Origin of the sequence: Tardiphaga sp. 768_D3_N2_1 (assembly GCF_052076105.1) — a bacterium.
Lineage (GTDB): Bacteria > Pseudomonadota > Alphaproteobacteria > Rhizobiales > Xanthobacteraceae > Tardiphaga.
Map to the genome: position 1 here is coordinate 2,841,619 of NZ_CP197245.1, position 22,306 is coordinate 2,863,924.

A 22,306-nucleotide genomic window follows, 5' to 3' on the forward strand; every position below is an offset into this window, starting at 1 on the left:
CACTACTCGTGAGGAAATTCGAGGCCCATTTCGCGATAGCGATTGGGATCGTCGCCCCAATTCTCGCGCACCTTCACGAACAAGAACAGATGTACGGGGGCGCCGACGATCTCCGTCAGCTCTTTTCGCGAGTCCGCACCGATCTGCTTGATCGTCGCACCGCCCTTGCCGAGCACGATCTTGCGCTGGCTTTCGCGCTCGACGAAAATCGTTTGCTCGATCCGCACCGACTTGTCCTTGCGCTCGGTCCAGCTGTCGGTCTCCACCGTCGACTGATACGGCAGTTCCTGATGCAGCTGACGGAAGATCTTCTCGCGGGTGATTTCCGCCGCGAGATGGCGCATCGGCGCATCCGACATCTGGTCTTCGGGATAATGATACGGGCCGGCGGGAACATCAGCCGCGAGCCTGCGGCGCAGGTCGTCGACGCCATCACCGGTCATCGCCGAGATCATGAAGGTCTCTTCGAACTTCAGCCGCTCATTGGCCATCTGCGCCAGCTTCAGCAGCTTTTCCTTCGAGACGATATCCACCTTGTTGATCACCAGGATCTTCGGGTGATTGACGTTGGCAAGCTGCGTGAAGATCGCCTCGGCCTCTTCGTTGATGCCGGCCTTGGCATCCAGCAGCACGCAAACGACGTCGGCATCATGCGCACCGCTCCACGCCGTCTTGACCATCGCCCGGTCGAGACGCCGCTTCGGCAGGAAGATGCCGGGCGTATCGACCAGAATGATCTGGGCGTGGTTCTCGATGACGATGCCGCGGATCAGCGCGCGCGTGGTCTGCACCTTGCGCGAAACGATGGTGACCTTGGAGCCGACCAGCGCATTGACCAGCGTCGACTTGCCGACATTGGGCGCGCCGATCAGCGCGACGAAGCCGCAGCGGGTCTCGGCTGGTGTCCCTTCGGATTCATGATCTGGTTCAGCATCGTTCACGACATTATCCTTCATTGCCGCCACTGCTGACGCCTTCACGCGCAATCATTGCCTGCGCCGCGGCCTTCTCGGCGGCGCGCTTGCTGCCGCCCTCGCCTTCGGCCGGTGCAAAACCCTTTACATCCACCTCGATCCTGAAATGCGGATCGTGGTGCGGACCGGAACGTTCGACTTCCCGATAGGCCGGTGTCGGCAGACCGCGGCCCTGGGCCCATTCCTGCAGCACAGTCTTCGGATCGCGCAACGGTCGCACCGGCTTGCGCATACGCTCGGTCCAATTGCGCTGCACAAAACTTTCAGCGGCCGGATAGCCACCATCGAGGAAGATCGCGCCGATCACAGCTTCGCAGATATCGCCGAGGACCGACTTGCGCAACCGCTGACCGGCGCCGGCGCCGACGGTGCCGAGCTTAATGCCCTCGAGCAGACCCAACAGCCGCGCGACATCGGCGCATGCTTCCTTGCGGACGAGGTCAGCGAGCCGCTTCGACAACTCGCCTTCATCCGCATTCGGGAAGGCGCGAAACAGCATGTCGGAGACAACGAGGCCGAGCACGTGGTCGCCCAGAAATTCAAGGCGCTGATAACTCTCGGTCCGGCTGCGCTGCGACTTCAAGGCCGATACATGGGTGAAGGCGGTCGCCAGAAGCAGCGGGTCCTTGAAGCTGTGACCGATCCGCGTTTCGATCTCGGCGGCGGCGACCTTCGCCGCTGCGCGTGCCTTCTTCTTGCGGGCAGCCGCCGTCTCCGGCGCAGCCTCAGTCGCAGAATCCTTGACCGAAAGGCTCACTTCGTCGGTTTTCGGCGTGGTATCGATGGGATTGTTGGAGTCGTCGGTCATCGCACGATGGAAAAAATTCGATTCCAGCGCACGGCGGTCGGCCAGCGCCAGATCTGCCAGGCATGTTCGCCTTCCGCGATCGAGAAGAAGATCATCTGCGCGCGGCCGACGAGATTCTCGAACGGTACATAGCCGACCGCCGACAGCACGCGGCTGTCCGTCGAATTGTCGCGGTTGTCGCCCATCATGAAGAAGTTGCCGGGCGGCACAGTGTAGACATTGGTGTTGTCGTAGAAGCCATTGTCGACGCAATCGAGCGTCTCATAGGTGACACCGTTCGGAAGGGTTTCCTTCCAGCGTTTCACCCGCGCCGTGGCATCGGAGCCGCACGGATCCTCGCCGACGAAGTCGCTCATGCGTTCGCGCTGCACCGGCTTGTCGTTGATGTAGAGCAGACCCTCTTTCATCTGGACGCGGTCACCGGGCAGACCGATCACGCGCTTGATGTAGTCGGTGCTATCGTCCTTCGGCAGACGGAACACCACGACGTCACCGCGCGACGGCTCGGAGCCGAAGATACGGCCGGAGAAGATGTTGGGCGACAGCGGGATCGAAAAGTGGCTGTAGCCGTAGGAATATTTCGAGACGAACAGGTAATCGCCGACCAGAAGCGTGGCCTTCATCGAGCCCGACGGGATGTTGAAGGGCTGGAACAGGAAGGTCCGGATCACCAGCGCGATCAGCAATGCGTTGATGACAACACGGATGGTCTCGCCGACGCCGCTTTCAGTCTTGGTCCCGGATGTCACGCTCATCGCTTTCCCGATTCCCGCAGCGTCGCCGCGCGGCTGGTAGCATTTTGGGGCAAGGCGGCATCACGCCCCGCGCGAAAAATGCATTAGATTCATATAATTACGGCAAAGTCCTGCAAATGCCATGAGCGGCGTCAGCGAGAATTGGCGTCGGTTCGGTATCCCGGCAGGTTTAAACGGTTGTTGGTAACGGTGCAATGAACGCCCCGAAAAGCCACGTCCCGCCGGTTCGATGCGCCGGCCGGTCGTCGCGCCGCTTCCGGCACACCTCCCGGCCTGCACTCACGACTTGCCTCAGGATTTGGGCGACGGGACGGCCGAAATTATGACGAAAGCCTGCGCCAGCGGCCAATCGTCCGTGATCGACAGATCGATCTGGGCGTCATGGCCGGGCGGTATCAGCGCCTGCAGCCGGACCAGCGCACCGCCGGTGAGTTTCATGGAGGGTTTGCCACCCGGCAGGTTGACGACCCCCATATCGCGCCACCAGACCCCCTGCCGGATGCCGGTGCCCAGCGCCTTGGAACATGCTTCCTTGGCGGCGAAACGCTTGGCATAGGTCGCCACCACCATCCTCTCGCTCTTGGCGCGGCGCTGCGCCCTCGCCCGCTCGGCCTCGGTGAAGATGCGATCGAGGAAACGATCGCCATGGCGTTCGATCACCTTGGCGACGCGTGTGATGTCGATCAGATCGGAACCGATGCCGATGATCATGAGGCGCTCTTGGACTGCATCCGCCCGCGATCCATCGCCGCGCGCATCAGACGCACCGTATCGGACAGACCAATGAACAGTGCCTCGCCGATCATATAGTAGCCGATGTTCAGCTCCATGATTTCGGGCAGCGCCGAGATGGTCTCGGCGGTCGCATAGTCGAGGCCATGGCCGGCATGCACTTCCAGGCCTGCGGATTTCGCCAGCCTGGCACCGGCGACAATGCGCTGCCATTCGCTGGCCGCCTTCGCGGCATCGCCATCGGTGATGGCATCGCACCAGGCGCCCGTATGGATTTCGATCACGGGGGCTTTCAGTTTGGCGGCCATTTCGATCTGCTTGGGATCCGCCGCAATGAACAGCGACACCCGCACGCCGGCTTCAGTGAAGCGCGCGATCGACGGCTCCAGCGATTCACGCTGGCCGACCACGTCGAGGCCGCCTTCGGTGGTCAGCTCCTCGCGCCGCTCCGGCACCAGACAGACGGCATGAGGCTTCACCGCCAGCGCGATCCGCACCATGTCCGGCGTCGCCGCCATTTCGAAATTCAGCGGCTTGGAGATCTCCGCTTTCAGCCGCTCCATATCGGCGTCGCGGATATGGCGACGATCCTCGCGCAAATGCGCCGTAATGCCGTCGGCGCCAGCCGAAATGGCTTCCAGCGCAGCGCGGACGGGATCCGGGTGCTTGCCGCCCCGCGCGTTGCGCAGGGTCGCGACGTGATCGATGTTGACGCCGAGGCGCAGCGAGGAAGAGGACATGACGGAATTCCAGAAGATGCCTAAAGGGAGACGCTATCCATTCACCCGTTCGACCTTGGCGACAACGGCCTTGGCGCGCAACTGATTGATGATCGCGCTGAGATGTTTGAGGTCGTAGACCCCGAGATCGATGGTCTGTTCGGTGAAATCGGGCGAGCGGCGATGCATGCTGATATTGTCGATATTGCCGTCATGGTCGGCGATGACCTGAGCGATCTGCGCCAGACTGCCGGGCTCGTTGACGTTCTGCAAAAAGAGTCTGGCCGGGAAACGCTGCGGCGAGGATTCATCGATATCCCAGCGCACATCGACCCAACGCTCCGGCTCTTCCTCGAAATCCTTCAGCGCCGGTGACTGGATCGGATAGATCGTGATGCCCTCGCCCGGCGTGACAATGCCCACAATGCGATCGCCCGGCACGGCGCCACCGTTCGGCGCGAACTTCACCGGCAGGTCGGAATTGACGCCGCCGATCGAGATGATCGAGGTGAAGCGCGTCGCGCCATCGGGCGTCCGCACCTTATCCGCCGTGGACTTCTTGTTGTTGGCCGAAAAGCGCCCGATGCGCTCTTCCTTGTAATCCGGATACATCGCCCGCGCGACGTCGGCGGCGCGCAATTCGCCGCGCCCCACCGAGGCCATCACGTCGTCGATGGACGTACGCGCCAGACGCGGCAGCGCGCCCTTCAACTGATCGTCCGAATATTCCATCTTGGCGCGCACGAACAAGCGCTCGACGATGCGGCGGCCAAGGCTGGCATATTGATCGCGCACCGCCGTTCGCGTCGCGCGGCGGATCGCGGCGCGCGCCTTGCCGGTGACCGCCAAGCCCTCCCATGCGGATGGCGGCGCCTGCTGTGCGGCCGAGGTCAACACTTCGACCTCGTCGCCGTTCTGCAGTTCGGACGACAGCGGCGCGAACTTGCCATTGATCTTGCAACCCACCGCACTGTTGCCGACGTCCGTATGCACGGCATAGGCGAAGTCGACCACATTGGCATTGCGCGGCAACGCGATCAGCTTGCCCTTCGGGGTGAAGCAGAACACCTGATCGTGGAACAGTTCGAGCTTGGTGTGTTCCAGGAATTCTTCCGGATTGGTGCTTTCCGAGAGAATGCCGATGGTATGGCGCAGCCACGAAAACGCGTTGGATTCGCGCTTGAGCATTTCGGTCGGCGAGCCGATCCCGTCCTTGTAGAACGCATGCGCGGCAATACCGTATTCGGCGATGCTGTTCATGTCCTCGGTGCGGATCTGCAGTTCGACGCGCTGGTTGCCGGGGCCGATCACCGTGGTGTGGATCGAGCGATAATCGTTCTGTTTCGGCGTCGAGATGTAGTCCTTGAAGCGGCCGGGCACCACGGGCCAGGTCGTGTGCACGACGCCGAGTGCGCGGTAGCACGCCTCCATGTCCTTCAGCACCACGCGGAAACCGTAGATGTCCGACAGTTGCTCAAAGCCGACCGACTTGCGCTTCATCTTGGTCCAGATCGAAAACGGCTTCTTGCGCCGGCCGGTGACCCGCGCCGTGATGCCGTTCTTCTCCAGCTTCGTGGAGAGATGGCTCTCGATCATGTCGATGAGGTTCTGATTGCGCTCGGTCAGGGAGTCCAGGCGCTGCATCACCACCAGATAGGCGTCGGGATCGAGCACCTTGAACGATAGTTCCTCGAGCTCCTCGCGCATCGCCTGCATACCCATGCGGCCGGCCAGCGGCGCATAGATGTCGAGGGTCTCTTCCGCGATGCGGCGGCGCGAGGCCGGCGGCATGAACTCCATCGTCCGCATATTGTGCAGACGGTCGGCGAGCTTGATCAGCAGGACCCGGACGTCGTCGGCGATCGCCAGCAGCAGCTTGCGCAGGTTCTCGGCCTGCTTGGCTTCGCGCGACACCAGTTCGAGCCGCTTCAACTTGGTCAGGCCCTCGACCAGCGCGCCGATTTCGGCGCCGAACAGCTTGTCGATTTCGGTCCGGGTGGCCTCGGTATCCTCGATCGTGTCATGCAGCAGCGCCGCCACAATCGTGGCGTCGTCGAGCTTGAGGTCGGTGAGGATCGCCGCCACTTCCAGCGGGTGGGAGAAATACGGATCGCCCGAGGCCCGCGTCTGCTCGCCATGGGCGACCATGGCATAGACATAAGCGCGGTTGAGCAGGTCCTCGTCGGTATTCGGGTTATAGGCCCGGACGCGGTCCACCAGATCGTATTGCCGCATCATCCGGACACGGGACGTCCGCGGCACCTTGGCCGGACCTGGCGTCTCTGCGGACAGTGGTTCAGGCGAAACTGGCGAGACCGCGGCGACCGTGTCGTTCGCAGCCTGCATCTGCCGTCTATTACGGCGCGAAGTCGCCATCCTAGCCTCGTTCGATCCGGTCAGCAGCGACCTGGATTCTTCACTTTAAGTTTGCCCCGAAACGTACTGCAAAAGCAAAGGCCCGGACGCATGTCCGGGCCTTTGTGATGACTGATAATCAAAACGGTTAAGCAAAAAACCGTGTGTGTCGCTTTACTCGTCTTCTTCGGGCTGCTCTTCCGGCGGAGCGAGGCCTTCGAGACCCTTGAGCAGCTCTTCTTCGGTCATGCGCTCGACGGCCACTTCGGTGTCGTCGGCATCGACGCTGGCGCCGGCGGAACCGATCAGCGGAATCGTATCCGGCTCGGGCTCGTCGACTTCCACGAACTTCTGCAGCGAATGGACCAGTTCTTCACGGAGATCTTCCGGCGAAATGGTCTGATCGGCGATTTCGCGCAGCGAAACAACGGGATTCTTGTCGTTGTCGCGATCAATCGTAAGTTGTGAGCCGGACGAGATCATTCGTGCCCGGTGTGCTGCCAGCAACACCAGATCGAACCGGTTGTCGACCTTATCGATGCAATCTTCGACGGTTACGCGCGCCATAAAATGTCGCTCCGTTTGTTGTGGGACCGAATATGATGATTAAGTGCCGTAGGTATAGGGGCTTTGCGGCATTCGCAAGGACCAATTTGGAATTGCGCCCTTCTTGGCTTGGTTTTCTGCCGCACTATGGTACCCTCGAAAAGGCCGCAGAAGCGGTGGCACCATCTGGCCAGAAGCGGATATCTCGACACCAAAAGGCTTCATTGCAAGGGCAGATGGATCGGCATATTCGGGCAGTTCCAGACCAGCTGATTGCGTGGCGTCAATAAGGCCGATCCGACGAAGAGCGGACGACAATGTGATTCAAATGCGCAACGACGAAGTCGCGCCAAAAACGCTAACAACAACAAACCACATGAGAAAACTTGATGTCCCTCACATCTAACAAGATCGCACTCTTCATCGACGGCGCCAACCTCTACGCCACCGCCAAGACCCTCGGCTTCGACATCGACTACAAGCGCCTCCTCAAGGAATTCCAGAGCCGCGGTACCCTCGTCCGGGCCTTCTATTACACCGCCATCATCGAAGATCAGGAATACTCGTCGATTCGCCCGCTGATCGACTGGCTCGATTACAACGGCTATACGGTGGTGACCAAGGCCACCAAGGAATTCATCGATGCGTCGGGCCGACGCAAGGTGAAGGGCAATATGGACATCGAACTCGCCGTCGATGCCATGGAACTGGCCGAACATGTCGACCAGATCGTGCTGTTCTCGGGCGACGGCGACTTCCGCTCCCTGGTCGAAGCCGTGCAGCGTCGCGGCGTCCGCGTCACCGTGGTGTCCACGATCTCGAGCCAGCCCCCCATGATCGCCGACGAGTTGCGCCGGCAGGCAGACGTGTTTACCGATCTCATGGAACTGCAGAGCAAACTCGGCCGCGATCCGGCAGAGCGCCCTGCTCCGCGCGAGCCGCGTCACCAGACGCCGCAATTCCTGCAGCGCGCGACCACCATGGCGCCCCGAGGCGATGAAGATTTCGAAGACTAAGACGCAACTCAGCAGACAACAGCCGGCGGTGGTCGCAACCGCGATTTCCGCTGGCACTTCCATCGATCCGGGGCGCGACTGCCCGCTCTGCCCACGTCTCGTCGAGTACCGGACGGAGGTGCGCGAGCGTGATCCGAGCGGCTATAACGGACCCGTGCCATCCTTTGGCACCTCCGATGCGTCGCTGCTGATCGTAGGCCTCGCTCCCGGCGTGCAGGGCGCCAACCGCACCGGGCGTCCCTTCACCGGCGACTATGCCGGCGACCTGCTCTACGAGACCTTGCTCGATCTCGGCTTCGCCTCCGGCACCTATGAAGCACGTCCTGATGACGGGCTGATGCTGCAGGATTGCCGGATCACCAATGCCGTGCGCTGCGTGCCGCCGCAGAACAAGCCACTGCCCGCCGAGATCACCACCTGCCGGCCGTTTCTAATTGCCACCATGGACACCATGCCGCGATTGCGCGCCATCGTGCTGCTGGGCCGCGTCGCCCACGACACGATGCTGAGAACGCTCGGCATTCGCGCCGTGGCAGCGCCCTTTGCGCACGGCGCCGTTCACAATGCCGGCCGCTTCAAGCTCTATGACAGCTATCACTGCTCGCGCTACAACACGAATACACGGGTGCTGACGCCGGAGATGTTTCGCGCGGTGTTCGCGCGGGTGAAGGCGGATCTGGCGGACGGCTAACCTGTAGCCCGGATGAGCGACGCGCTATCCGGGCTAGCCCTCCCCGCATGTCGCTCCGCTCATGCGGGCTACGACTGCTACGGCCATATCTACCGTCCTCATGGTGAGGAGCGCGCCATCTCGGCGCGCGTCTCGAACCATGAATGGAGCACTCCGCCATCCTTCGAGACGCGGTCGAAGGCGACCGCTCCTCAGGATGAGGACGGAGGATTCGCCTTCAACCATTCCAGCACATCGCCCGCATTCCGGTCCGGTGGAAACACCGGATAGAACACATGGGTGATCTTGCCGTCGTCGATAATCATCGCCAGGCGCTTGATGAGCGTGAGATCGGCGACTTCCATGGTCGGCAGGCTGAGTGCGTCGGTCAGTTCGAGTTGCTCATCCGAGAGCACCGGAAACGGCAGATGCAGCCGCGCTGCCATCTCGGTCTGGTAGTCGTTGCTCTGGGTCGAGAGACCGAACACGTGCTTCGCCCCTGCAGCGCGCAACTCCGCGAACAGATCCCGGAACGAACAGGTTTGCGGGGTGCAGCCACGCGCGCCGGGGATCATGTCCCAGTCATCCACGAGGCCGATCTTGCCGGGCTCTCCGGTGCGGGGATAGCCGAACACCACGGTGCGGCCGGCGAGTTCGGACAGCGTCATCGCGGTATCGTTGGTAGCGCGCAGGCTGACCGGCGGGATGATCATGCCGGCCAGATGATTGGCGGCACCATCGTCTTCCGGTGCCGGGATTTTGCTCCAGTCGACTTCGAGCAGGTTACCTTGCGTCATCTCATCCTCTTGTTTGAAAGAATGGGCGACGCCCAGCCTTATCCCCGCGCGCGCAACAGACGGCCCTTCTCGCGGCCCCAGTCGCGGTCCTTTTCGCTCGCACGCTTGTCGTGGAGCTGCTTGCCCTTGGCCAGCGCGAGCTGCAGCTTAACGCGGCCGCGTTCGTTGAAGTACATCTTCAACGGCACAAGGGTCATGCCCTGACGTTCTACCGCGCCCATCAGCTTGTTGATCTGCTTGCGATGAAGCAGCAGCTTGCGCGGCCGCTTTGGCTCGTGATTGAAGCGATTGGCCTGCAGATATTCAGGGATGTTGCAGTTGATCAGCCAGATCTCGCCGTCCTTCGGATCGGCGTAGGATTCCGCAATGGTGCTCTTGCCATTGCGGATCGACTTCACCTCGGTCCCGGTCAAGGCGATACCCGCCTCAACCGTATCCTCCACGGCGAAGTTGAACCGCGCCTTGCGGTTTTCTGCGATCACCTTGATCGGGCGTTCGTTCTTCTCGGCCATCGTCCAATACTTTCAGCGTAACTGACCGAATATAGGTGCCGCGACCGCCCAACCCAAGCTTTGGGCTCAGGCCTTCTTGAACTCAAGAAGGCTTAAGTCTTCTTGAGGAGGTCGCGGATCTCGGTCAGCAGTTCTACTTCGCGGGTCGGCTTCGGCGGCGCGGCCTCTTCCTTGCGCTTCAACGTGTTCATGAAGCGGATAACCAGGAACAGGACGAAGGCGACGATGATGAAATTCAGCGTCAGTGTCAGGAAGCTGCCCCAGGCCAGCACGGCGCCCTGTTTCTTGGCATCGGCCAGATTGGTCGCAGTAACGGATTTGGACAGGCCGGTGAAGTAATTCGAAAAATCGAGACCGCCGGTGACGGCGCCGATGATCGGCATGATGACGTCGGCCACCATCGACGAGACGATGGCACCGAAGGCTGCGCCGATGATCACGCCGACGGCGAGATCCACCACATTGCCCTTCATCGCGAAATCGCGAAATTCCTTCAGCATCTGCAATTCCCTTTTGCTTTCAACGAACGACGGGTACGCGCTTACAAACAAGGAGAGATGACGCAGCCACAGTCACCCAACATCCGGTTGATGCAGATGCCTAGTTGATGAGGCCCGCGAAGACCATGGCGTCGCGGATCACCTTGCCGGTCGGCGGCGTCACCGTCAGCAGCGGCAGACGCACTTCCTCCTTGATGCGGCCCAGCAAAGCGAGGCCGTGCTTGGCGCCGGCGAGGCCCGGCTCCTTGAAGATCGTGTCATGCAGCGGTGTCAGGCGATCCTGGATCTTCAGCGCCCCGGCATAGTCGCCCTTGAGCACCAGAGACATCAGATCGGCACAGAGCTTCGGCGCAACATTCGCCGTCACCGAAATGCAGCCATGGCCGCCCGCTGCCATATAGGCCAGCGCGGTCATGTCCTCGCCGGACATCTGGATGAAATCCGGTCCCATCGCGTGACGCTGCTTGGAGACGCGCGCGAGATCGGCGGTGGCATCCTTCACGCCGGCGATGTTCTTCAGCTCATACAGGCGCGCCATGGTGTCGACGGACATGTCGACCACCGACCGCGGCGGAATGTTGTAAATGATAATCGGAATGCCGATCGCATCGTTCACCGCCTTGAAGTGCTGATACATGCCCTCTTGTGTGGGCTTGTTGTAATACGGCGTCACCACCAGCACCGCATCGGCGCCGGCCTTCTCGGCATGCTTCGCCAATGCCACCGCTTCCTTGGTGGAGTTGGACCCGGCGCCAGCGATCACCGGCGCGCGGCCCTTGGCTTCGTCGATGCACCATTCGACGACCTTGTAATGCTCTTCGTGGCTCAGCGTCGGGCTCTCACCCGTGGTGCCCACCGGAACAAGACCGTTGCTGCCCTCGGCGATCTGCCAGCTGACGAGCGCGCGAAAGCCTGCCTCGTCCAGCGCACCGTCTTTAAACGGGGTGACCAGAGCTGTGTAAGACCCCCGGAAATTCGTCTTGGTGGCTGCCATGGTCTGCTCCGAACGCGATGCGGCTTTGGCCGTCTGCTTGAACCAATTGATTGAACCGCAAGTCTTATCGAGTCTGCGGCTGCGGCGAAAGACCGCCCGAGGCGGTTTCAGCGCGGTTTCAGCTGGGTTTACCGGCTGTTTGGCCGTGATTTCGCCGTTGTGGCCGGGCAGAGAGGATCAAGCGGTCACAGAAATTGACGATTTGGTCACCGTTTCAATCAAATACATCATGGGAATGCGTGCGATTGTCTGATTCGCCGCGAGGGAACGCCGTGAAGCACCAGCTCCTCACCACGACTGCACGGCGGACGGCCTTGCAACGGACAGCTTTGGGCTCCGGTCTGGCGCTGGCGGTCGGGGTATCGGTGCTGGCCGTCGAGGCCTGGGCGGCCACCAAGGTTCCATTGCCGAAAGCGCGCCCCATTGCGCGCAGTGCTGCACCGGCCCCCACCGTCGTGGCGGCCCCGGCAAAGCCGCTCGCGCCGGATGCTGCGAGCCCGGCTCCCGCGATCCAGCCCGCCACCCGCCAGCACGCGGCCATCCCCCCTGCTGCCAAGAAGCCGGTCGCCCGCGCCGCCGTCGCGGCAACGACATCCACCCCACAGGCGGATGCCGAAACGCTCGAAAACGTCATCGAGCTGATCCGCAAGCGCAAGGGTTCGGAAGCCGCGCAGCTCGTGCAGACGATTGGCGATCCTGTCGCGCGCAAGCTCGGCGAGTGGATCTATCTGCGCAGTGATGACAATGGCGCTTCGGTCGAGCGCTACCGCGCTTTCGTCGCCGCCAATCCGAGCTGGCCGTCGCAGACCTTCCTGCGTCGCCGCATCGAAGCGGCGCTGTGGGACGACAAGCGCGACGACTCCGCGATCCAGTCTTATTTCGAGAGTGAGAAGCCGATCTCCGCCAAGGGCAAGTTCGCGCTGGCCAAGTCGCTACTCGCGCGCGGCGACCGCGCCGGCGCGGAGCGGCTGATCCGTGATGCATGGCGCAGCGATCCGATCTCGGGCGATACCGAGAGCATGGCCATCGACATGTTCGGTCCGCTGATCACGCCCGGCGATCACAAGGCGCGCATGGATATGCTGCTCTATGGCAGCGATACAGATGCCGCGCTGCGCTCTGCCAAGCGCCTCGGCGGCGCGCAGATGGCGCTCGCCCGCGCGCGCATCGGCGTCACCAAGAAGGCATCGAACGCCAACGCGCTGCTTGCCGCGGTACCCTCAGAGCTGCACAGCGATCCCGGCTATATGTTCAGCCGCATTCAGCAGCTGCGCCGCGAAGAGAAATTCGGCGAAGCCGCACGACTGATGCTCGCAGCGCCGCGTGAACCGCAGCGCCTGCACAATCTCGACGAATGGTGGATCGAGCGACGTCTCACGGCGCGCAAGCTGCTCGACGTCGGCGAACATCGCTCGGCCTATCTCGTGGCACGCGATGCCGCCCTGCCCGCGCGCGATATCTACAAGACCGAGCAGGAATTCACCGCCGGCTGGATCGCGCTGCGCTTCCTGAAAGATCCCGCAACGGCCGCACAGCACTTCGCACGTATCGGCGTCGGCAGCGTCAATCCGACAGCTCTCGCCCGCGCCGGTTACTGGCAGGGCCGTGCTGCGGAAGCCGCGGGCCGCAGCCAGGAAGCGCGTGCCGCCTATACGCGCGCAGCAGAGCAATCCACCAGCTATTACGGCCAGCTCGCGCGCGCGAAGCTTGGCCTGCAGCAGCTCGACATCAGCGGTGCGTTGACCGCGCGCGCGCGTGGGCTCGATCGACTGGAAATCGTCCGCGCGGTGCAACTGCTCTACGCCATGGACGAGCGCGAAGTCGCCATCCCGATCTTCGCCGATGTCGGCGAGAACGGCGATCCGGAAGCCGTGCTCGGCCTTGCCGAGCTGGCGCAACAGAACAAGGATGCCCGCGGCACGTTGCTGGTCGGCAAGGCGGCGCTCAATCGCGGCCTGCCGTTCGATCACTATGCCTATCCGACAACGGGCATTCCGAGCTACCGCCCGATCGGACCTGAAGTCGAATCCGCTGTCGTCTACGCGATCGCGCGGCAGGAAAGCGCCTTCAATCCGGCCGTCGTGTCGCCGGCCCAGGCCTATGGCCTGATGCAGGTGACGCCGAGCGCGGCGCAATACGTCACCAAGCGACACGGTGGCACCTATGACCTCGCGCGCCTCAAGAGCGATTCGGTCTACAACGCCACGCTGGGCGCCGCCGAACTCGGTGGCCTGCTCGAAGACTATCGCGGCTCCTACATCATGACCTTCGCCGGTTACAATGCGGGCCGAGGTAGCGTGCGCAAATGGATCGAACGCTACGGCGATCCACGTGACCCCAAGGTCGATCCGGTTGACTGGGTCGAGTCGATTCCGTTCTCGGAAACGCGCAACTACGTCCAGCGCATCATGGAGAACCTGCAGGTCTATCGCGCCCGCTTCGGCGGTGGCTCACGGCTGCAGATCGAGGCCGACCTGCATCGCGGCGCCGGCAGCAGCGTCGAATAGCACACGACAACAGCACGACCTCACCACCATCATTGCGAGAAGCCCCTCCGACGAAGCATTCCAGATGGTCATAGGGTGGATTAGCCGAAGGCGTAATCCGCCGGCCTCACGCACCAGCGCGGAACACGCGGAGTTCATCATCGGGCGCGCCTTGCGCGACCCATTGGCTATTCCGCCCTACGTTCAGCGCTCCTCACTCGTCATTCACACAAGCAAAAACCCCCGGCAGTTTCCTGCCGGGGGTCTTTGTTTCAGATAGCGATTGCCGTGAGGCAGTCGATATTAGAACGAGCGCAGGATCTGCACCGAACCGTTGTAGAGGTTCTGGTTGCTCGTGTTCAGGACCGTACCAGCCGGCTTGCCGGACATGCCGCTGCCGATGGTCGTGTAGGTGCCGTTGAGGTTCTGCTCGAGGCGGCTGTAGGTGAATTCAGCCGACAGGGTCAGGTTCTTGACGGGGGTCCAGGCGGTACGGGTACCGATCTGGGCAATCGCGAAGTCGAAGTTGCCGGTACCGGCGAAAGTACCAGCGCGAGCTGCTGCTGCCGACGAGCTGCTGAAGCCCGGGCCACCAGCGCTAAGGCCCTGGAACGCTGCCAGCATCTGAGCATTGCCATCGCCGTAGCTGATGCTGCTGTAGCTGCCGAACAGCGACGTGCGCCATGCCGGGTTCCAGTAGTGCTCGTAGAAGCCAACGACCGACCATGCTTCGCTCTGCGTGATCTGACCGTTGGTGGCGTAAACGCCGTCGAGCACATAACCGAAGCCGATGGTGTTGCCATCGACCTTGGCGTAACGACCACCGCCCGCCGAATCGTTGGTACCACCGAAGACGTACTTGGCAGCGCCCTTAGCGTAGGTTGCTTCGAGCTTCAGGCTGTCGCCTGCGCCGGTGGGCAGGTTCTTGAACTCGACAGCGCCGTTGACTGCGAAGCCATACTTGTCGTCAGCGTGACCAAGGGTCTCGTTGCTGCCCGAGTACAGACCCGGAGTCGCGGCGTGCATGGCAGCGCCGAAGTGCAGGGTGCCCCAGGCCTGGTCGAGGCGGATGTTGCCGACGACGTCAGGAATGTGGTTGCCGCCGATGGCGTTGCCGAGGAACGTGTTCGAGTTGGTGCCGTAGAACGTACCGGTGAACGAACCCGCGCCCGGTCCAACGATGAAGGTGTTGGTGTTCCAGAGACCGGCATTGCGGTAGGGCGAAGCGTTTTCGATCGAGATCGTGCCCGACACGCCATTACCGAACGAAGCGGTATAGGCAAGCTGCGGGATACCGGTCGAGTTGTTCGAACCGTTCAGGAAGCCCGACGAGATATATGGCTTCGAGAGAGCCCACTGCGGGTCGAACTGGGAGACAGCCTTACCGAAGGTGAAGCCGGCGAACTGGATGAACGCATAGTCGACTTCGGTGAAGCCGCCAGCGATCGATTCACGGTTCTGCGAGAAGTCGAACTGCATGTTCGCGTAGGTACGAACGACACCGTATTCGGTGGCAGTGCGGGTATCGGTGGTCAGGTTGATACGCTCGCGGGTGATGAAATAATCCTTGGTCCAAAGATTATTGCCACCTGCGCCACCCTGGTAGAACGGGGTGTCGTATGCGTTCGCATTGAACGAGGTGTCGATACGGATCGCGCCGCCGATCTTGATGCAGGTATCGGTGCCCGGGATGTAGTAGAAACCCGCGCCGTAGAGGGAGCAGATCTTCACGTATTCGACCGCTTTGGCCTTGACGGGAAGATCGGCTGCCTGAGCTCCGCCAACGGCGAGCAGAGCTGCCGTCGAGCCGAGAATAAGGCCCTTAATCGTCTTCATGTAAACCTCCAAGTTGCTTTAGGGAAGGTTCTGCAACGGGGTGGAGGCCACCCTGAAGACAAGTCCCCTTAATCCCTGACAACCCGCAAACGCTCCGAATCTCAAAACCCGTCGCACAAAGCGTGCCGACGAGGTTCAGGACGAACCACCTTGCGGGACGACCTCGGGATGCCCCCCTCCGTCGCACCGAGACCATCTCCTAAGGTTTCTCGCTTCGCAACAATGGAACGCCTCAAAGCGGCCTCCATTCGGCCGTTTCCCGGGCTGTGTTGCTTAAATCACACGGACTCGTGAATGGGCATTCCTGGCAAGCCACTGTTTCAACGTGGGAATTTCGGACGCCACATTTCAGGCCGCCAGACACGCCCGTAACGAGCAGAAACACGTTCACACCCGCATGCGACGTAACTGCCCGATTTCCCTGTCCATCGGCCGAATCGCCTCGCTCCGCCGGAGCGATAGATTCCGGCAAGCGCGCAACGACGAATGGCGATCGATAACCCGCCCCGGGGCGCATTTTTCCGGCGCAAATGCGCCACAGGCGGGCGCGGCATCTGAATATTATAAAGACACATCCACATCAGCCGCGTCCGATTTCTGCGAACATGCGCTGCAGACTGCGAACTGGCGCTTGCGGCTGGCGACGGTGTCGGGCATATGCAGCGATGATGGAGCTGTGGCCGAGTGGCTGAAGGCACCGCTTTGCTAAAGCGGCATACCTCTCAAGGGTATCGAGGGTTCGAATCCCTCCGGCTCCGCCATCTTGGCTGAAATAGCCAATTTTGCGAACGGCTTACCGCCGAACGCCCCCGATTTCCCTCCATGGTACGCCTTCCTGCCTCAGTACCCTGACTGAGGCGGGATGTTCTATTGGTTCTGCCATTGCTTTCGTAGGACGCTTGGCCTACGAGTGATTAGGTCAAACGTCCTACGCGCGATGTGTAACCTTTGTTTGTCGCACCATGATCGAGGAGACCCGCTATGAGTGCGAGCGAAACCCGCCAGCAAATCGTGGATGTCGCCGACAGGCTTTTCTACGAGCACGGGTATGAGGCCACCTCGTTCGCCGATATCGCCAAGGATGTCGGGCTGTCGCGAGGTAATTTCTATTACCACTTCAAGACCAAGGACGAGATCCTCGACGCGGTGATCGAGCGACGCATGGCAACTACACGCGCCATGCTGGACTCCTGGGAACAAGAGGCAGGATCGCCCGCAGACCGTATGCGCAGCTTTGCACGTATTCTCATCGTGAACCGAACGAAGATCATGGCGCATGGTTGCCCGGTCGGTACGCTCTGCAACGAGCTAGCGAAGCTCGATCACGCAGCAAAGGACGATGCAGCTCGCCTTTTCACCGTGTTCCGCGACTGGCTTGCCCGGCAGTTTGCGGCGCTCGGGCGCGAAGCGGACGCGGAGGCGCTGGCTCTCCACATCCTGATGCGCAGCCAGGGCGTTGCAACGCTCGCGACTGCCTTCCGCGATGAGGATTTCATCCGCCGCGAAGTCGCCGACATGGAAGCGTGGCTGCAGGCACAATACCCGGTCGCATCACCACCTCATTCCCGCCAACCCGCCTGATGGAGCAATCATGTTCGTCATTACCCTTCGCTTCGCCGACAAGACCAAAGCCCCGCAGTTCATGGACGGGCACAACGCCTGGATCAAACGCGGTTTCGACGACGGCGTGTTTCTACTAGTCGGAAGCCTCCAGCCGAATGCGGGTGGTGCGATCCTCGCGCACAATGCGTCGCCAGAGGAGATCGAGGCACGTGTGCAGGACGACCCCTTCGTCGCCGAGGGCGTGGTCAGCGCCGAAATCCTCGTCATATTGCCGAGCCGTACCGATGAACGGTTCGCCTTCCTGAAAGCCTGAGACATGAGCGCGACGATCGCAGGCCCGGACGGGCGCCCGCGCTGCAGCTGGTGCGCGGCGGCGCCTGAATTTCTCGCCTATCACGACAACGAATGGGGCTTCCCGGTCGATGACGATCGCCGCTTGTTCGAAAAACTATGCCTCGAAGGATTTCAGTCGGGCCTGAGTTGGCGGACGATTCTCGCCAAACGCGAGAGCTTCCGCGCCGCGTTTCATGGGTTCGACTTCCATCGAATCGCTGACTTCGTCGACGCCGATGTGGAACGTCTGATGAAAGATACCGGCATCGTTCGTCATCGCGGCAAGATCGTCGCCGTCATCAACAATGCGAAACGGGCGCAAGAACTGGTGAACCGGGAAGGTTCGCTCGCCGCCTATGTCTGGCGCTTCGAGCCGAAGGCGGATGAACTGGCCGCGCCACAAACTGCATCGACTTCGGCTGCCTCCACTGCGCTTTCGAAAGACTTGAAGAAGCATGGCTGGTCCTTCGTAGGCCCGACCACCGTTTATGCTTTCATGCAGGCAATGGGCCTCATTAACGATCACGCAGAGGGATGCGTCGTCCGGAAACGGGCGGCTGACGCGGGAATAGCGTTCACGCGACCGGCATAGCTCGAAAGGCAACGTATGCCCGCCGGACGCCCCATATCACCGCCGTTGGCCGCCCAAACGCCGCCGAAACCCGCCGATTACCGTGCCGCGCGGAATATCCAGATAAACATCAGAGGCTTATGACGATCTCATAATGCTCATCTTCATCGGGCGCGGCCCGCCATCTCCGCCGATTGCCCTCGATGGCCCGATATTCCCGCCGATCACCGCATCGTCACCAGGCGGCCATGAGCCCGGCGAATCGCCACCATTTCTACGCTACAGTCTGATATGTCTTGAAGATCAGCCACGACAGCTATCGACCTCATCGCGGACGTTGGCACCCCTGGCTCACTGACTAAAAGCAGACTCACAAGATAAGGACAATGACCGAAGTGCTGGACGAAGGACCGTTCTTTCACGGTACAATCGCGGATTTGCGCGTGGGTGATTTCCTCACCGCAGGATACCGGTCGAACTATCGTCCTGAAGTGGTGATGAACCACATCTACTTCACTGCCATTGTGGACGGTGCCGGGCTTGCCGCTGAAATCGCGGCAGAACTCACCGAAGGCAGCGCAGTCCCGCGTGTTTATGTCGTCGAGCCGACCGGGACATTCGAGAACGACCCGAACGTGACCGACAGGAAATTTCCCGGCAACCCCACTCGGTCGTATCGCAGCAGCGCACCGCTCAAGGTCACTGGCAAAATCACAGATTGGACCCGATTGACGCCCGAAGCACTGCAGATGTGGAGAGAACGTCTGACCGCACTGCGCTCAGACGAACGAGGCGAAATCATCAACTGATGCGGGGCGACACGCATCTTGTGCGCGCGGGCTGCTCGGCTTTCCGCAGCAACTGCTGCTGTACGAGGCCTGGCTTTAACGGGCCAAGACCGGGCCTCAAAAGAAAACCCGCCGGGTCGCTCCGGCGGGTCTCTACCTGCTAGCGGTACTCAAACTCTCCGCTTGAGCGAATGATGCCCGGCAATCCTTAAAGAAGGATTCCCGACGCCTCTCTGCCATCATCCTCCACAACAGTATGCACACCCTCCCCGGACGACGCTCGCGGTCGCCGCCGGGTCGTCACAGCCTGGATGACGGACCTACCAGGTCTGGTTCCGCGAATTGTCTCCAACGCCGTAGCCGTAGCCGTAGCCGGGATAGGACTGCGATACACCGCCTCCCCCACCAACATAGCTGCCTCCGCCGACATAGCTGCCATAGGCATCACGCGGAGATGTGCGCCTCACCTGCCGGTTCTTGCGGGCCGCACTGATATCGGTGGATGTGACCGCAGCAGGTGCGCTGATCGATTGCGGATATGCGGGCGCCGATGCGGCAACTGCAGGCTGGGCTGCGCCAACGGCAATAACCACCAGACTCGCGAGGCCGCTGGCGCGGATGATCGATGGGAGCGTGAGTTTCTTCGTCGACATGGCATTGTCCTTTTTGTGGCGCGGCCTCTCGGCCTCGTTGTGCAAGCGACGTGACAGACATTGGGGCGCACATGCCGGTTACAACCGTGACACTCGTAACAAGGCCGTGACGGGGCTACGGTACATTTGGACGTATGCGAGGGAGTGCGCGATATGAAATGGGCTGCCGTGATTGCCGTCGGGATGACGATCTCATCTGCCGCATGTGGACAAACCCTCAAGCCGATGGATCTCAAGGAGGTCGATCCGGCGATGCTCAAGGATATCTACGGCACCTGGGAGGTTCAGGATGCCAAGGGCAAGAAACGCTGCCGGGTCGTGCTGAAGAGCGAGAGCACCATCGGCGGCTCACAGATCGACGTCGCCAAGGACTGCGCCAGGACTTTTCCCGTCATGGACGAGATCGCGGCGTGGCGGCTCTATGAGGGATGGACGATCGGCTTTGCCGACGCGACCCGCAAACTGCGCATCCGCTTCTCGACGCCGGACAACCGCTATGTGGCGGAGCCGGAGACCGATGGCATCTTCACCATCGTCAAGAAGTAGCGGCTGATCATGCTGCCCCGGCGGGCATCGCGCCTGCCGACCCACCGTGAAGACGCGCAGTCGGATCAGAGTGTTTTCGAGCGAAGTGGGTACCGGTTCGCGTCAAGAAAACGCGTCACTACAAAAAGCTGGAGCCTCGGTTCTGATTCTATCAGAACCGAAAAGGCTCTAGTGAACCGTCGACAGCCAGGCGCGGGCATCGCGCTGCGCGGCGGCGATCTCGACATCCGACATCATCTCGGCGACTTCGCGGCGCATCGGGATGGCGTCGACCCGGCCTTTGAGGGCAGCGAGGTTGAACCACTTGTGCGCGGCGACGAGGTCCACAATCCCCGAGCGGCCTGACGCCCAGTACAGACCGCGCTCGAACAGCACGTCCTGGATGGCGGTCTCTGCGACTGGTATCGCAGCTTCAAAATCGATCTGCCCCTGAAACATCGGTCATTCCTTTTTTTGCTTTTGCCGCCTCCAACCGAGCGCGGCTCCTGTCCGTTATTTGATGCAATCCCAACCGCCGTTTGCCGGCTTGTTGGGATCAATATGACCGATCAAATTTGAAGAGCAGTTTAAGCATCGCGATGAACGAAATCTGAAGAGCCAGAGCCTGAATCGGCCGGTACGCGGCCAGAAACCCAGTATTTATGCGGGTTTTCTGCATTTTCGCGGAATTCGGTTTACCCTGCTGTTTTGGGATGCCGTAACCATCGCAGCAGCGCCAATAACAATGGACGTTAAGGGCTGCGAACAGGCAGGCACCTGCCCCAGCCGATAAAGGCCGCTAGCCAGTGATGCGACGCCCCATCCAGATGGTGCGTGACGTCTCGCTCGCCGTGGCCAATGGCAGAAATCCTTGTCGCTTCCAAAATATCAGCGCCGCCGCATTCGCGTGATTGACCCCCACATGAATGCCCTTGGCATCCCGCGCGCTTGCGAGCTCCAGCCATACGGCGAGCAACCTGACGCCCATGCCCCGGTGCTGCAGTCGCGGCAGGAGGTTGAGATGAACATGCGCTGGATAGTCGCGCACCACATCAGCTGGCGCGTGCTCCGGATGATGGATCATGGCATGGCGCCGCTCGTCGATCGTCCAGGCTTCCGGCGCGCTGCCGGGATAGGCGTATCGTCGGCGCAGACTTGGCCACCAAACCTGCTCAAGCCGGCTTTCCCAGAGCACCGTATCGATCGTGCCGACCACAAAACCACCAACGCCGTCGTGATCCTCCACGACAAAAGCAAGATCCGCCTGGAGCGAGGCGTACGGGGCTGAGTAGATGTGGCCGACGAGCTGGCTATCCTCGTAGAGATGGGACGCATCACCACCCGCATGGCCGGTGGCCAGCGATATCGCATGGAGCGCCGCAAGGTCGCGGGGTTCAAAAGGGCGAAACAGCAGCATCGGTACACTCTAGCAGAAGCGCCGGCACACCGTTATCGCCTTGAGCAAACGAAAGATTTTCGGGATTGGGAAATTCAAAGCGCCGGGGATGAACCGCACCGGCAAAAAAACGAGGGCGTCGGCAACACGTCAGGATCAAATCTCATCTGGCCGAAGCCGCCGATGAAATTGCGGACCAATGATCCGCACCGAACACAGAAGGCCAATCACGGAATGACCGGCTTCTTTGCCGGACCGGTTCTCGGGAAGAGCAAGCTCTGCCTTTGAGTGACGGTCCAGCCGTTTGACCTGATGTCTCGCCGACACCCTCTTTCGTCGACCAGGGCTGCGTTCAACATCCGCTTCGAGAAGCAAATCGTCGCCGGAGCCCTTGTGACGTCGCCGGCGTTGCCGCCGGCAGGATCGCAGAAGAAGTTACTTCTTCTTGGCGACCTTCTTGGTCTTCTTCGCGGTCTTCTTCACAGCGCTCTTCGCTGCCTTCTTGACGGTCTTCTTAGCGGCTTTCTTCGTAGCTTTCTTGGCCATGTTGCCCTCCAATAAAGAGATGACTTGATCGCTGCGTGCACTCGGGAATCGAAATGCACTTCATCCCGAATACACCAACGATTTCAAAAGAACAGTCTCCCGCTTAAGGAAGTGTTGATGAGCGCAACGCGCCACTTCCCCCACGGGCCCAGTCACAACTTGAAATCCGGCATGCGAGGCGACGCGAGAAACGCCCGAAAACTCTGCGTCCACAAATGTCAAGATTGCAGA

The 22,306-nt window shown here is 61.2% G+C and carries 24 protein-coding genes and 1 tRNA gene; 10 read left to right on the forward strand and 15 right to left on the reverse strand.

All coding sequences use genetic code 11. The annotated features are described in order from the left end of the window. Positions 1–2 precede the first annotated feature (2 nt). The 7 genes from era to rpoZ all read right to left on the reverse strand — a co-directional run bounded on the left by era (position 3) and on the right by rpoZ (position 6,910). Positions 3–956, reverse strand: coding sequence for a GTPase Era (era, locus tag AB8A27_RS13190; protein WP_441242298.1), 954 nt, complete (start codon positions 954–956; stop codon positions 3–5). Beyond that, a complete protein-coding gene (gene rnc, locus AB8A27_RS13195; RefSeq protein ID WP_441242299.1) occupies positions 946–1,782 on the reverse strand; it encodes a ribonuclease III in 837 nt (278 codons plus the stop codon). Before rnc ends, era begins: the two co-directional genes overlap by 11 nt. After that, positions 1,779–2,537 (reverse strand): signal peptidase I, encoded by a 759-nt coding sequence (gene lepB, locus AB8A27_RS13200; RefSeq protein ID WP_441242300.1) that lies wholly within the window; start codon positions 2,535–2,537, stop codon positions 1,779–1,781. Before lepB ends, rnc begins: the two co-directional genes overlap by 4 nt. 291 nt (positions 2,538–2,828) lie before the next feature. Continuing rightward, positions 2,829–3,248 carry a holo-ACP synthase gene (gene acpS / locus AB8A27_RS13205; protein WP_092144269.1) on the reverse strand — a complete coding sequence of 140 codons (420 nt, stop codon included), beginning with the start codon at positions 3,246–3,248 and terminating at the stop codon, positions 2,829–2,831. Further along, positions 3,245–4,009 (reverse strand): pyridoxine 5'-phosphate synthase, encoded by a 765-nt coding sequence (locus AB8A27_RS13210; RefSeq protein ID WP_441242301.1) that lies wholly within the window; start codon positions 4,007–4,009, stop codon positions 3,245–3,247. Before AB8A27_RS13210 ends, acpS begins: the two co-directional genes overlap by 4 nt. Before the next feature lie 33 nt (positions 4,010–4,042). After that, a complete protein-coding gene (locus AB8A27_RS13215) occupies positions 4,043–6,364 on the reverse strand; it encodes a RelA/SpoT family protein (protein ID WP_441242302.1) in 2,322 nt (773 codons plus the stop codon). 153 nt (positions 6,365–6,517) lie between these two features. After that, positions 6,518–6,910, reverse strand: a complete 393-nt coding sequence (gene rpoZ, locus AB8A27_RS13220) for a DNA-directed RNA polymerase subunit omega (RefSeq protein WP_068732476.1) — start codon at positions 6,908–6,910, stop codon at positions 6,518–6,520. Between the two features lie 368 nt (positions 6,911–7,278). On the opposite strand from rpoZ, the gene AB8A27_RS13225 reads away from it, so the two are divergent. Continuing rightward, positions 7,279–7,905, forward strand: a complete 627-nt coding sequence (locus tag AB8A27_RS13225; RefSeq protein WP_068732474.1) for a LabA-like NYN domain-containing protein — start codon at positions 7,279–7,281, stop codon at positions 7,903–7,905. After that, positions 7,886–8,596, forward strand: a complete 711-nt coding sequence (locus AB8A27_RS13230) for a uracil-DNA glycosylase (protein WP_441242303.1) — start codon at positions 7,886–7,888, stop codon at positions 8,594–8,596. Before AB8A27_RS13225 ends, AB8A27_RS13230 begins: the two co-directional genes overlap by 20 nt. A gap of 191 nt (positions 8,597–8,787) precedes the next feature. On the opposite strand, the gene AB8A27_RS13235 is transcribed toward AB8A27_RS13230, so the two are convergent. The 4 genes from AB8A27_RS13235 to dapA all read right to left on the reverse strand — a co-directional run bounded on the left by AB8A27_RS13235 (position 8,788) and on the right by dapA (position 11,378). Beyond that, positions 8,788–9,372, reverse strand: a complete 585-nt coding sequence (locus tag AB8A27_RS13235) for a peroxiredoxin (protein WP_441242304.1) — start codon at positions 9,370–9,372, stop codon at positions 8,788–8,790. Positions 9,373–9,410: 38 nt separating this feature from the next. Then, entirely contained in the window at positions 9,411–9,884 is a 474-nt protein-coding gene (gene smpB / locus AB8A27_RS13240) for an SsrA-binding protein SmpB (protein WP_092144287.1), read from the reverse strand. A gap of 92 nt (positions 9,885–9,976) precedes the next feature. Continuing rightward, positions 9,977–10,384 carry a large conductance mechanosensitive channel protein MscL gene (gene mscL, locus AB8A27_RS13245; protein ID WP_441242305.1) on the reverse strand — a complete coding sequence of 136 codons (408 nt, stop codon included), beginning with the start codon at positions 10,382–10,384 and terminating at the stop codon, positions 9,977–9,979. 100 nt (positions 10,385–10,484) lie between these two features. Beyond that, positions 10,485–11,378 (reverse strand): 4-hydroxy-tetrahydrodipicolinate synthase, encoded by an 894-nt coding sequence (gene dapA, locus AB8A27_RS13250; RefSeq protein WP_441242306.1) that lies wholly within the window; start codon positions 11,376–11,378, stop codon positions 10,485–10,487. Between dapA and AB8A27_RS13255 the strand changes: the two genes are divergently transcribed. Together AB8A27_RS13255 and AB8A27_RS13260 are read left to right on the forward strand one after the other, a co-directional pair. Further along, positions 11,368–11,631: a hypothetical protein gene (locus AB8A27_RS13255; RefSeq protein ID WP_441242307.1), complete on the forward strand. Its 264-nt coding sequence runs from the start codon at positions 11,368–11,370 to the stop codon at positions 11,629–11,631. The two genes, dapA and AB8A27_RS13255, sit on opposite strands and share 11 nt — an antisense overlap. A 94-nt stretch (positions 11,632–11,725) precedes the next feature. Continuing rightward, complete coding sequence (locus AB8A27_RS13260) at positions 11,726–13,885, forward strand: lytic transglycosylase domain-containing protein (protein ID WP_441244904.1); 2,160 nt, start codon at positions 11,726–11,728, stop codon at positions 13,883–13,885. Between the two features lie 282 nt (positions 13,886–14,167). On the opposite strand, the gene AB8A27_RS13265 is transcribed toward AB8A27_RS13260, so the two are convergent. Further along, a complete protein-coding gene (locus AB8A27_RS13265) occupies positions 14,168–15,700 on the reverse strand; it encodes a porin (RefSeq protein ID WP_441242308.1) in 1,533 nt (510 codons plus the stop codon). A 670-nt stretch (positions 15,701–16,370) separates the two neighbouring features. On the opposite strand from AB8A27_RS13265, the gene AB8A27_RS13270 reads away from it, so the two are divergent. The 5 genes from AB8A27_RS13270 (at position 16,371) to arr (ending at position 18,976) form a co-directional block, all read left to right on the forward strand. After that, positions 16,371–16,461: transfer RNA gene (locus AB8A27_RS13270), tRNA-Ser, on the forward strand. A gap of 220 nt (positions 16,462–16,681) precedes the next feature. After that, positions 16,682–17,281 (forward strand): TetR/AcrR family transcriptional regulator, encoded by a 600-nt coding sequence (locus AB8A27_RS13275; RefSeq protein ID WP_441242309.1) that lies wholly within the window; start codon positions 16,682–16,684, stop codon positions 17,279–17,281. Between the two features lie 10 nt (positions 17,282–17,291). Then, on the forward strand, positions 17,292–17,576 hold the full coding sequence (locus tag AB8A27_RS13280; RefSeq protein WP_441242310.1) for a YciI family protein: 285 nt from the start codon (positions 17,292–17,294) through the stop codon (positions 17,574–17,576). A 3-nt stretch (positions 17,577–17,579) separates the two neighbouring features. Continuing rightward, positions 17,580–18,188, forward strand: a complete 609-nt coding sequence (locus tag AB8A27_RS13285) for a DNA-3-methyladenine glycosylase I (RefSeq protein ID WP_441242311.1) — start codon at positions 17,580–17,582, stop codon at positions 18,186–18,188. 365 nt (positions 18,189–18,553) lie between these two features. Then, positions 18,554–18,976: an NAD(+)--rifampin ADP-ribosyltransferase gene (arr, locus tag AB8A27_RS13290; RefSeq protein ID WP_441242312.1), complete on the forward strand. Its 423-nt coding sequence runs from the start codon at positions 18,554–18,556 to the stop codon at positions 18,974–18,976. A 299-nt stretch (positions 18,977–19,275) separates the two neighbouring features. On the opposite strand, the gene AB8A27_RS13295 is transcribed toward arr, so the two are convergent. After that, positions 19,276–19,608 (reverse strand): hypothetical protein, encoded by a 333-nt coding sequence (locus tag AB8A27_RS13295; protein ID WP_441242313.1) that lies wholly within the window; start codon positions 19,606–19,608, stop codon positions 19,276–19,278. Between the two features lie 153 nt (positions 19,609–19,761). Between AB8A27_RS13295 and AB8A27_RS13300 the strand changes: the two genes are divergently transcribed. After that, on the forward strand, positions 19,762–20,154 hold the full coding sequence (locus AB8A27_RS13300; protein WP_441242314.1) for an AprI/Inh family metalloprotease inhibitor: 393 nt from the start codon (positions 19,762–19,764) through the stop codon (positions 20,152–20,154). 168 nt (positions 20,155–20,322) lie between these two features. Here the strand turns inward: AB8A27_RS13300 and AB8A27_RS13305 are convergent, their stop codons facing one another. Both AB8A27_RS13305 and AB8A27_RS13310 read right to left on the reverse strand, forming a co-directional pair. Continuing rightward, on the reverse strand, positions 20,323–20,592 hold the full coding sequence (locus tag AB8A27_RS13305) for a hypothetical protein (RefSeq protein WP_092144307.1): 270 nt from the start codon (positions 20,590–20,592) through the stop codon (positions 20,323–20,325). A gap of 340 nt (positions 20,593–20,932) precedes the next feature. Next, positions 20,933–21,550: a GNAT family N-acetyltransferase gene (locus AB8A27_RS13310; protein ID WP_441242315.1), complete on the reverse strand. Its 618-nt coding sequence runs from the start codon at positions 21,548–21,550 to the stop codon at positions 20,933–20,935. Between the last annotated feature and the right edge of the window lie 756 nt (positions 21,551–22,306).

Bases quoted from the DNA above. Each gene is read 5' to 3' on its own strand.
- era (WP_441242298.1), bottom strand. From the start codon at position 956: ATGAAGGATAATGTCGTGAACGATGCTGAACCAGATCATGAATCCGAA.
- rnc (WP_441242299.1), bottom strand. From the start codon at position 1,782: ATGACCGACGACTCCAACAATCCCATCGATACCACGCCGAAAACCGAC.
- lepB (WP_441242300.1), bottom strand. From the start codon at position 2,537: ATGAGCGTGACATCCGGGACCAAGACTGAAAGCGGCGTCGGCGAGACC.
- acpS (WP_092144269.1), bottom strand. From the start codon at position 3,248: ATGATCATCGGCATCGGTTCCGATCTGATCGACATCACACGCGTCGCC.
- AB8A27_RS13210 (WP_441242301.1), bottom strand. From the start codon at position 4,009: ATGTCCTCTTCCTCGCTGCGCCTCGGCGTCAACATCGATCACGTCGCG.
- AB8A27_RS13215 (WP_441242302.1), bottom strand. From the start codon at position 6,364: ATGGCGACTTCGCGCCGTAATAGACGGCAGATGCAGGCTGCGAACGAC.
- rpoZ (WP_068732476.1), bottom strand. From the start codon at position 6,910: ATGGCGCGCGTAACCGTCGAAGATTGCATCGATAAGGTCGACAACCGG.
- AB8A27_RS13225 (WP_068732474.1), top strand. From the start codon at position 7,279: ATGTCCCTCACATCTAACAAGATCGCACTCTTCATCGACGGCGCCAAC.
- AB8A27_RS13230 (WP_441242303.1), top strand. From the start codon at position 7,886: ATGAAGATTTCGAAGACTAAGACGCAACTCAGCAGACAACAGCCGGCG.
- AB8A27_RS13235 (WP_441242304.1), bottom strand. From the start codon at position 9,372: ATGACGCAAGGTAACCTGCTCGAAGTCGACTGGAGCAAAATCCCGGCA.
- smpB (WP_092144287.1), bottom strand. From the start codon at position 9,884: ATGGCCGAGAAGAACGAACGCCCGATCAAGGTGATCGCAGAAAACCGC.
- mscL (WP_441242305.1), bottom strand. From the start codon at position 10,384: ATGCTGAAGGAATTTCGCGATTTCGCGATGAAGGGCAATGTGGTGGAT.
- dapA (WP_441242306.1), bottom strand. From the start codon at position 11,378: ATGGCAGCCACCAAGACGAATTTCCGGGGGTCTTACACAGCTCTGGTC.
- AB8A27_RS13265 (WP_441242308.1), bottom strand. From the start codon at position 15,700: ATGAAGACGATTAAGGGCCTTATTCTCGGCTCGACGGCAGCTCTGCTC.
- AB8A27_RS13275 (WP_441242309.1), top strand. From the start codon at position 16,682: ATGAGTGCGAGCGAAACCCGCCAGCAAATCGTGGATGTCGCCGACAGG.
- AB8A27_RS13280 (WP_441242310.1), top strand. From the start codon at position 17,292: ATGTTCGTCATTACCCTTCGCTTCGCCGACAAGACCAAAGCCCCGCAG.
- AB8A27_RS13285 (WP_441242311.1), top strand. From the start codon at position 17,580: ATGAGCGCGACGATCGCAGGCCCGGACGGGCGCCCGCGCTGCAGCTGG.
- arr (WP_441242312.1), top strand. From the start codon at position 18,554: ATGACCGAAGTGCTGGACGAAGGACCGTTCTTTCACGGTACAATCGCG.
- AB8A27_RS13295 (WP_441242313.1), bottom strand. From the start codon at position 19,608: ATGTCGACGAAGAAACTCACGCTCCCATCGATCATCCGCGCCAGCGGC.
- AB8A27_RS13300 (WP_441242314.1), top strand. From the start codon at position 19,762: ATGAAATGGGCTGCCGTGATTGCCGTCGGGATGACGATCTCATCTGCC.
- AB8A27_RS13305 (WP_092144307.1), bottom strand. From the start codon at position 20,592: ATGTTTCAGGGGCAGATCGATTTTGAAGCTGCGATACCAGTCGCAGAG.
- AB8A27_RS13310 (WP_441242315.1), bottom strand. From the start codon at position 21,550: ATGCTGCTGTTTCGCCCTTTTGAACCCCGCGACCTTGCGGCGCTCCAT.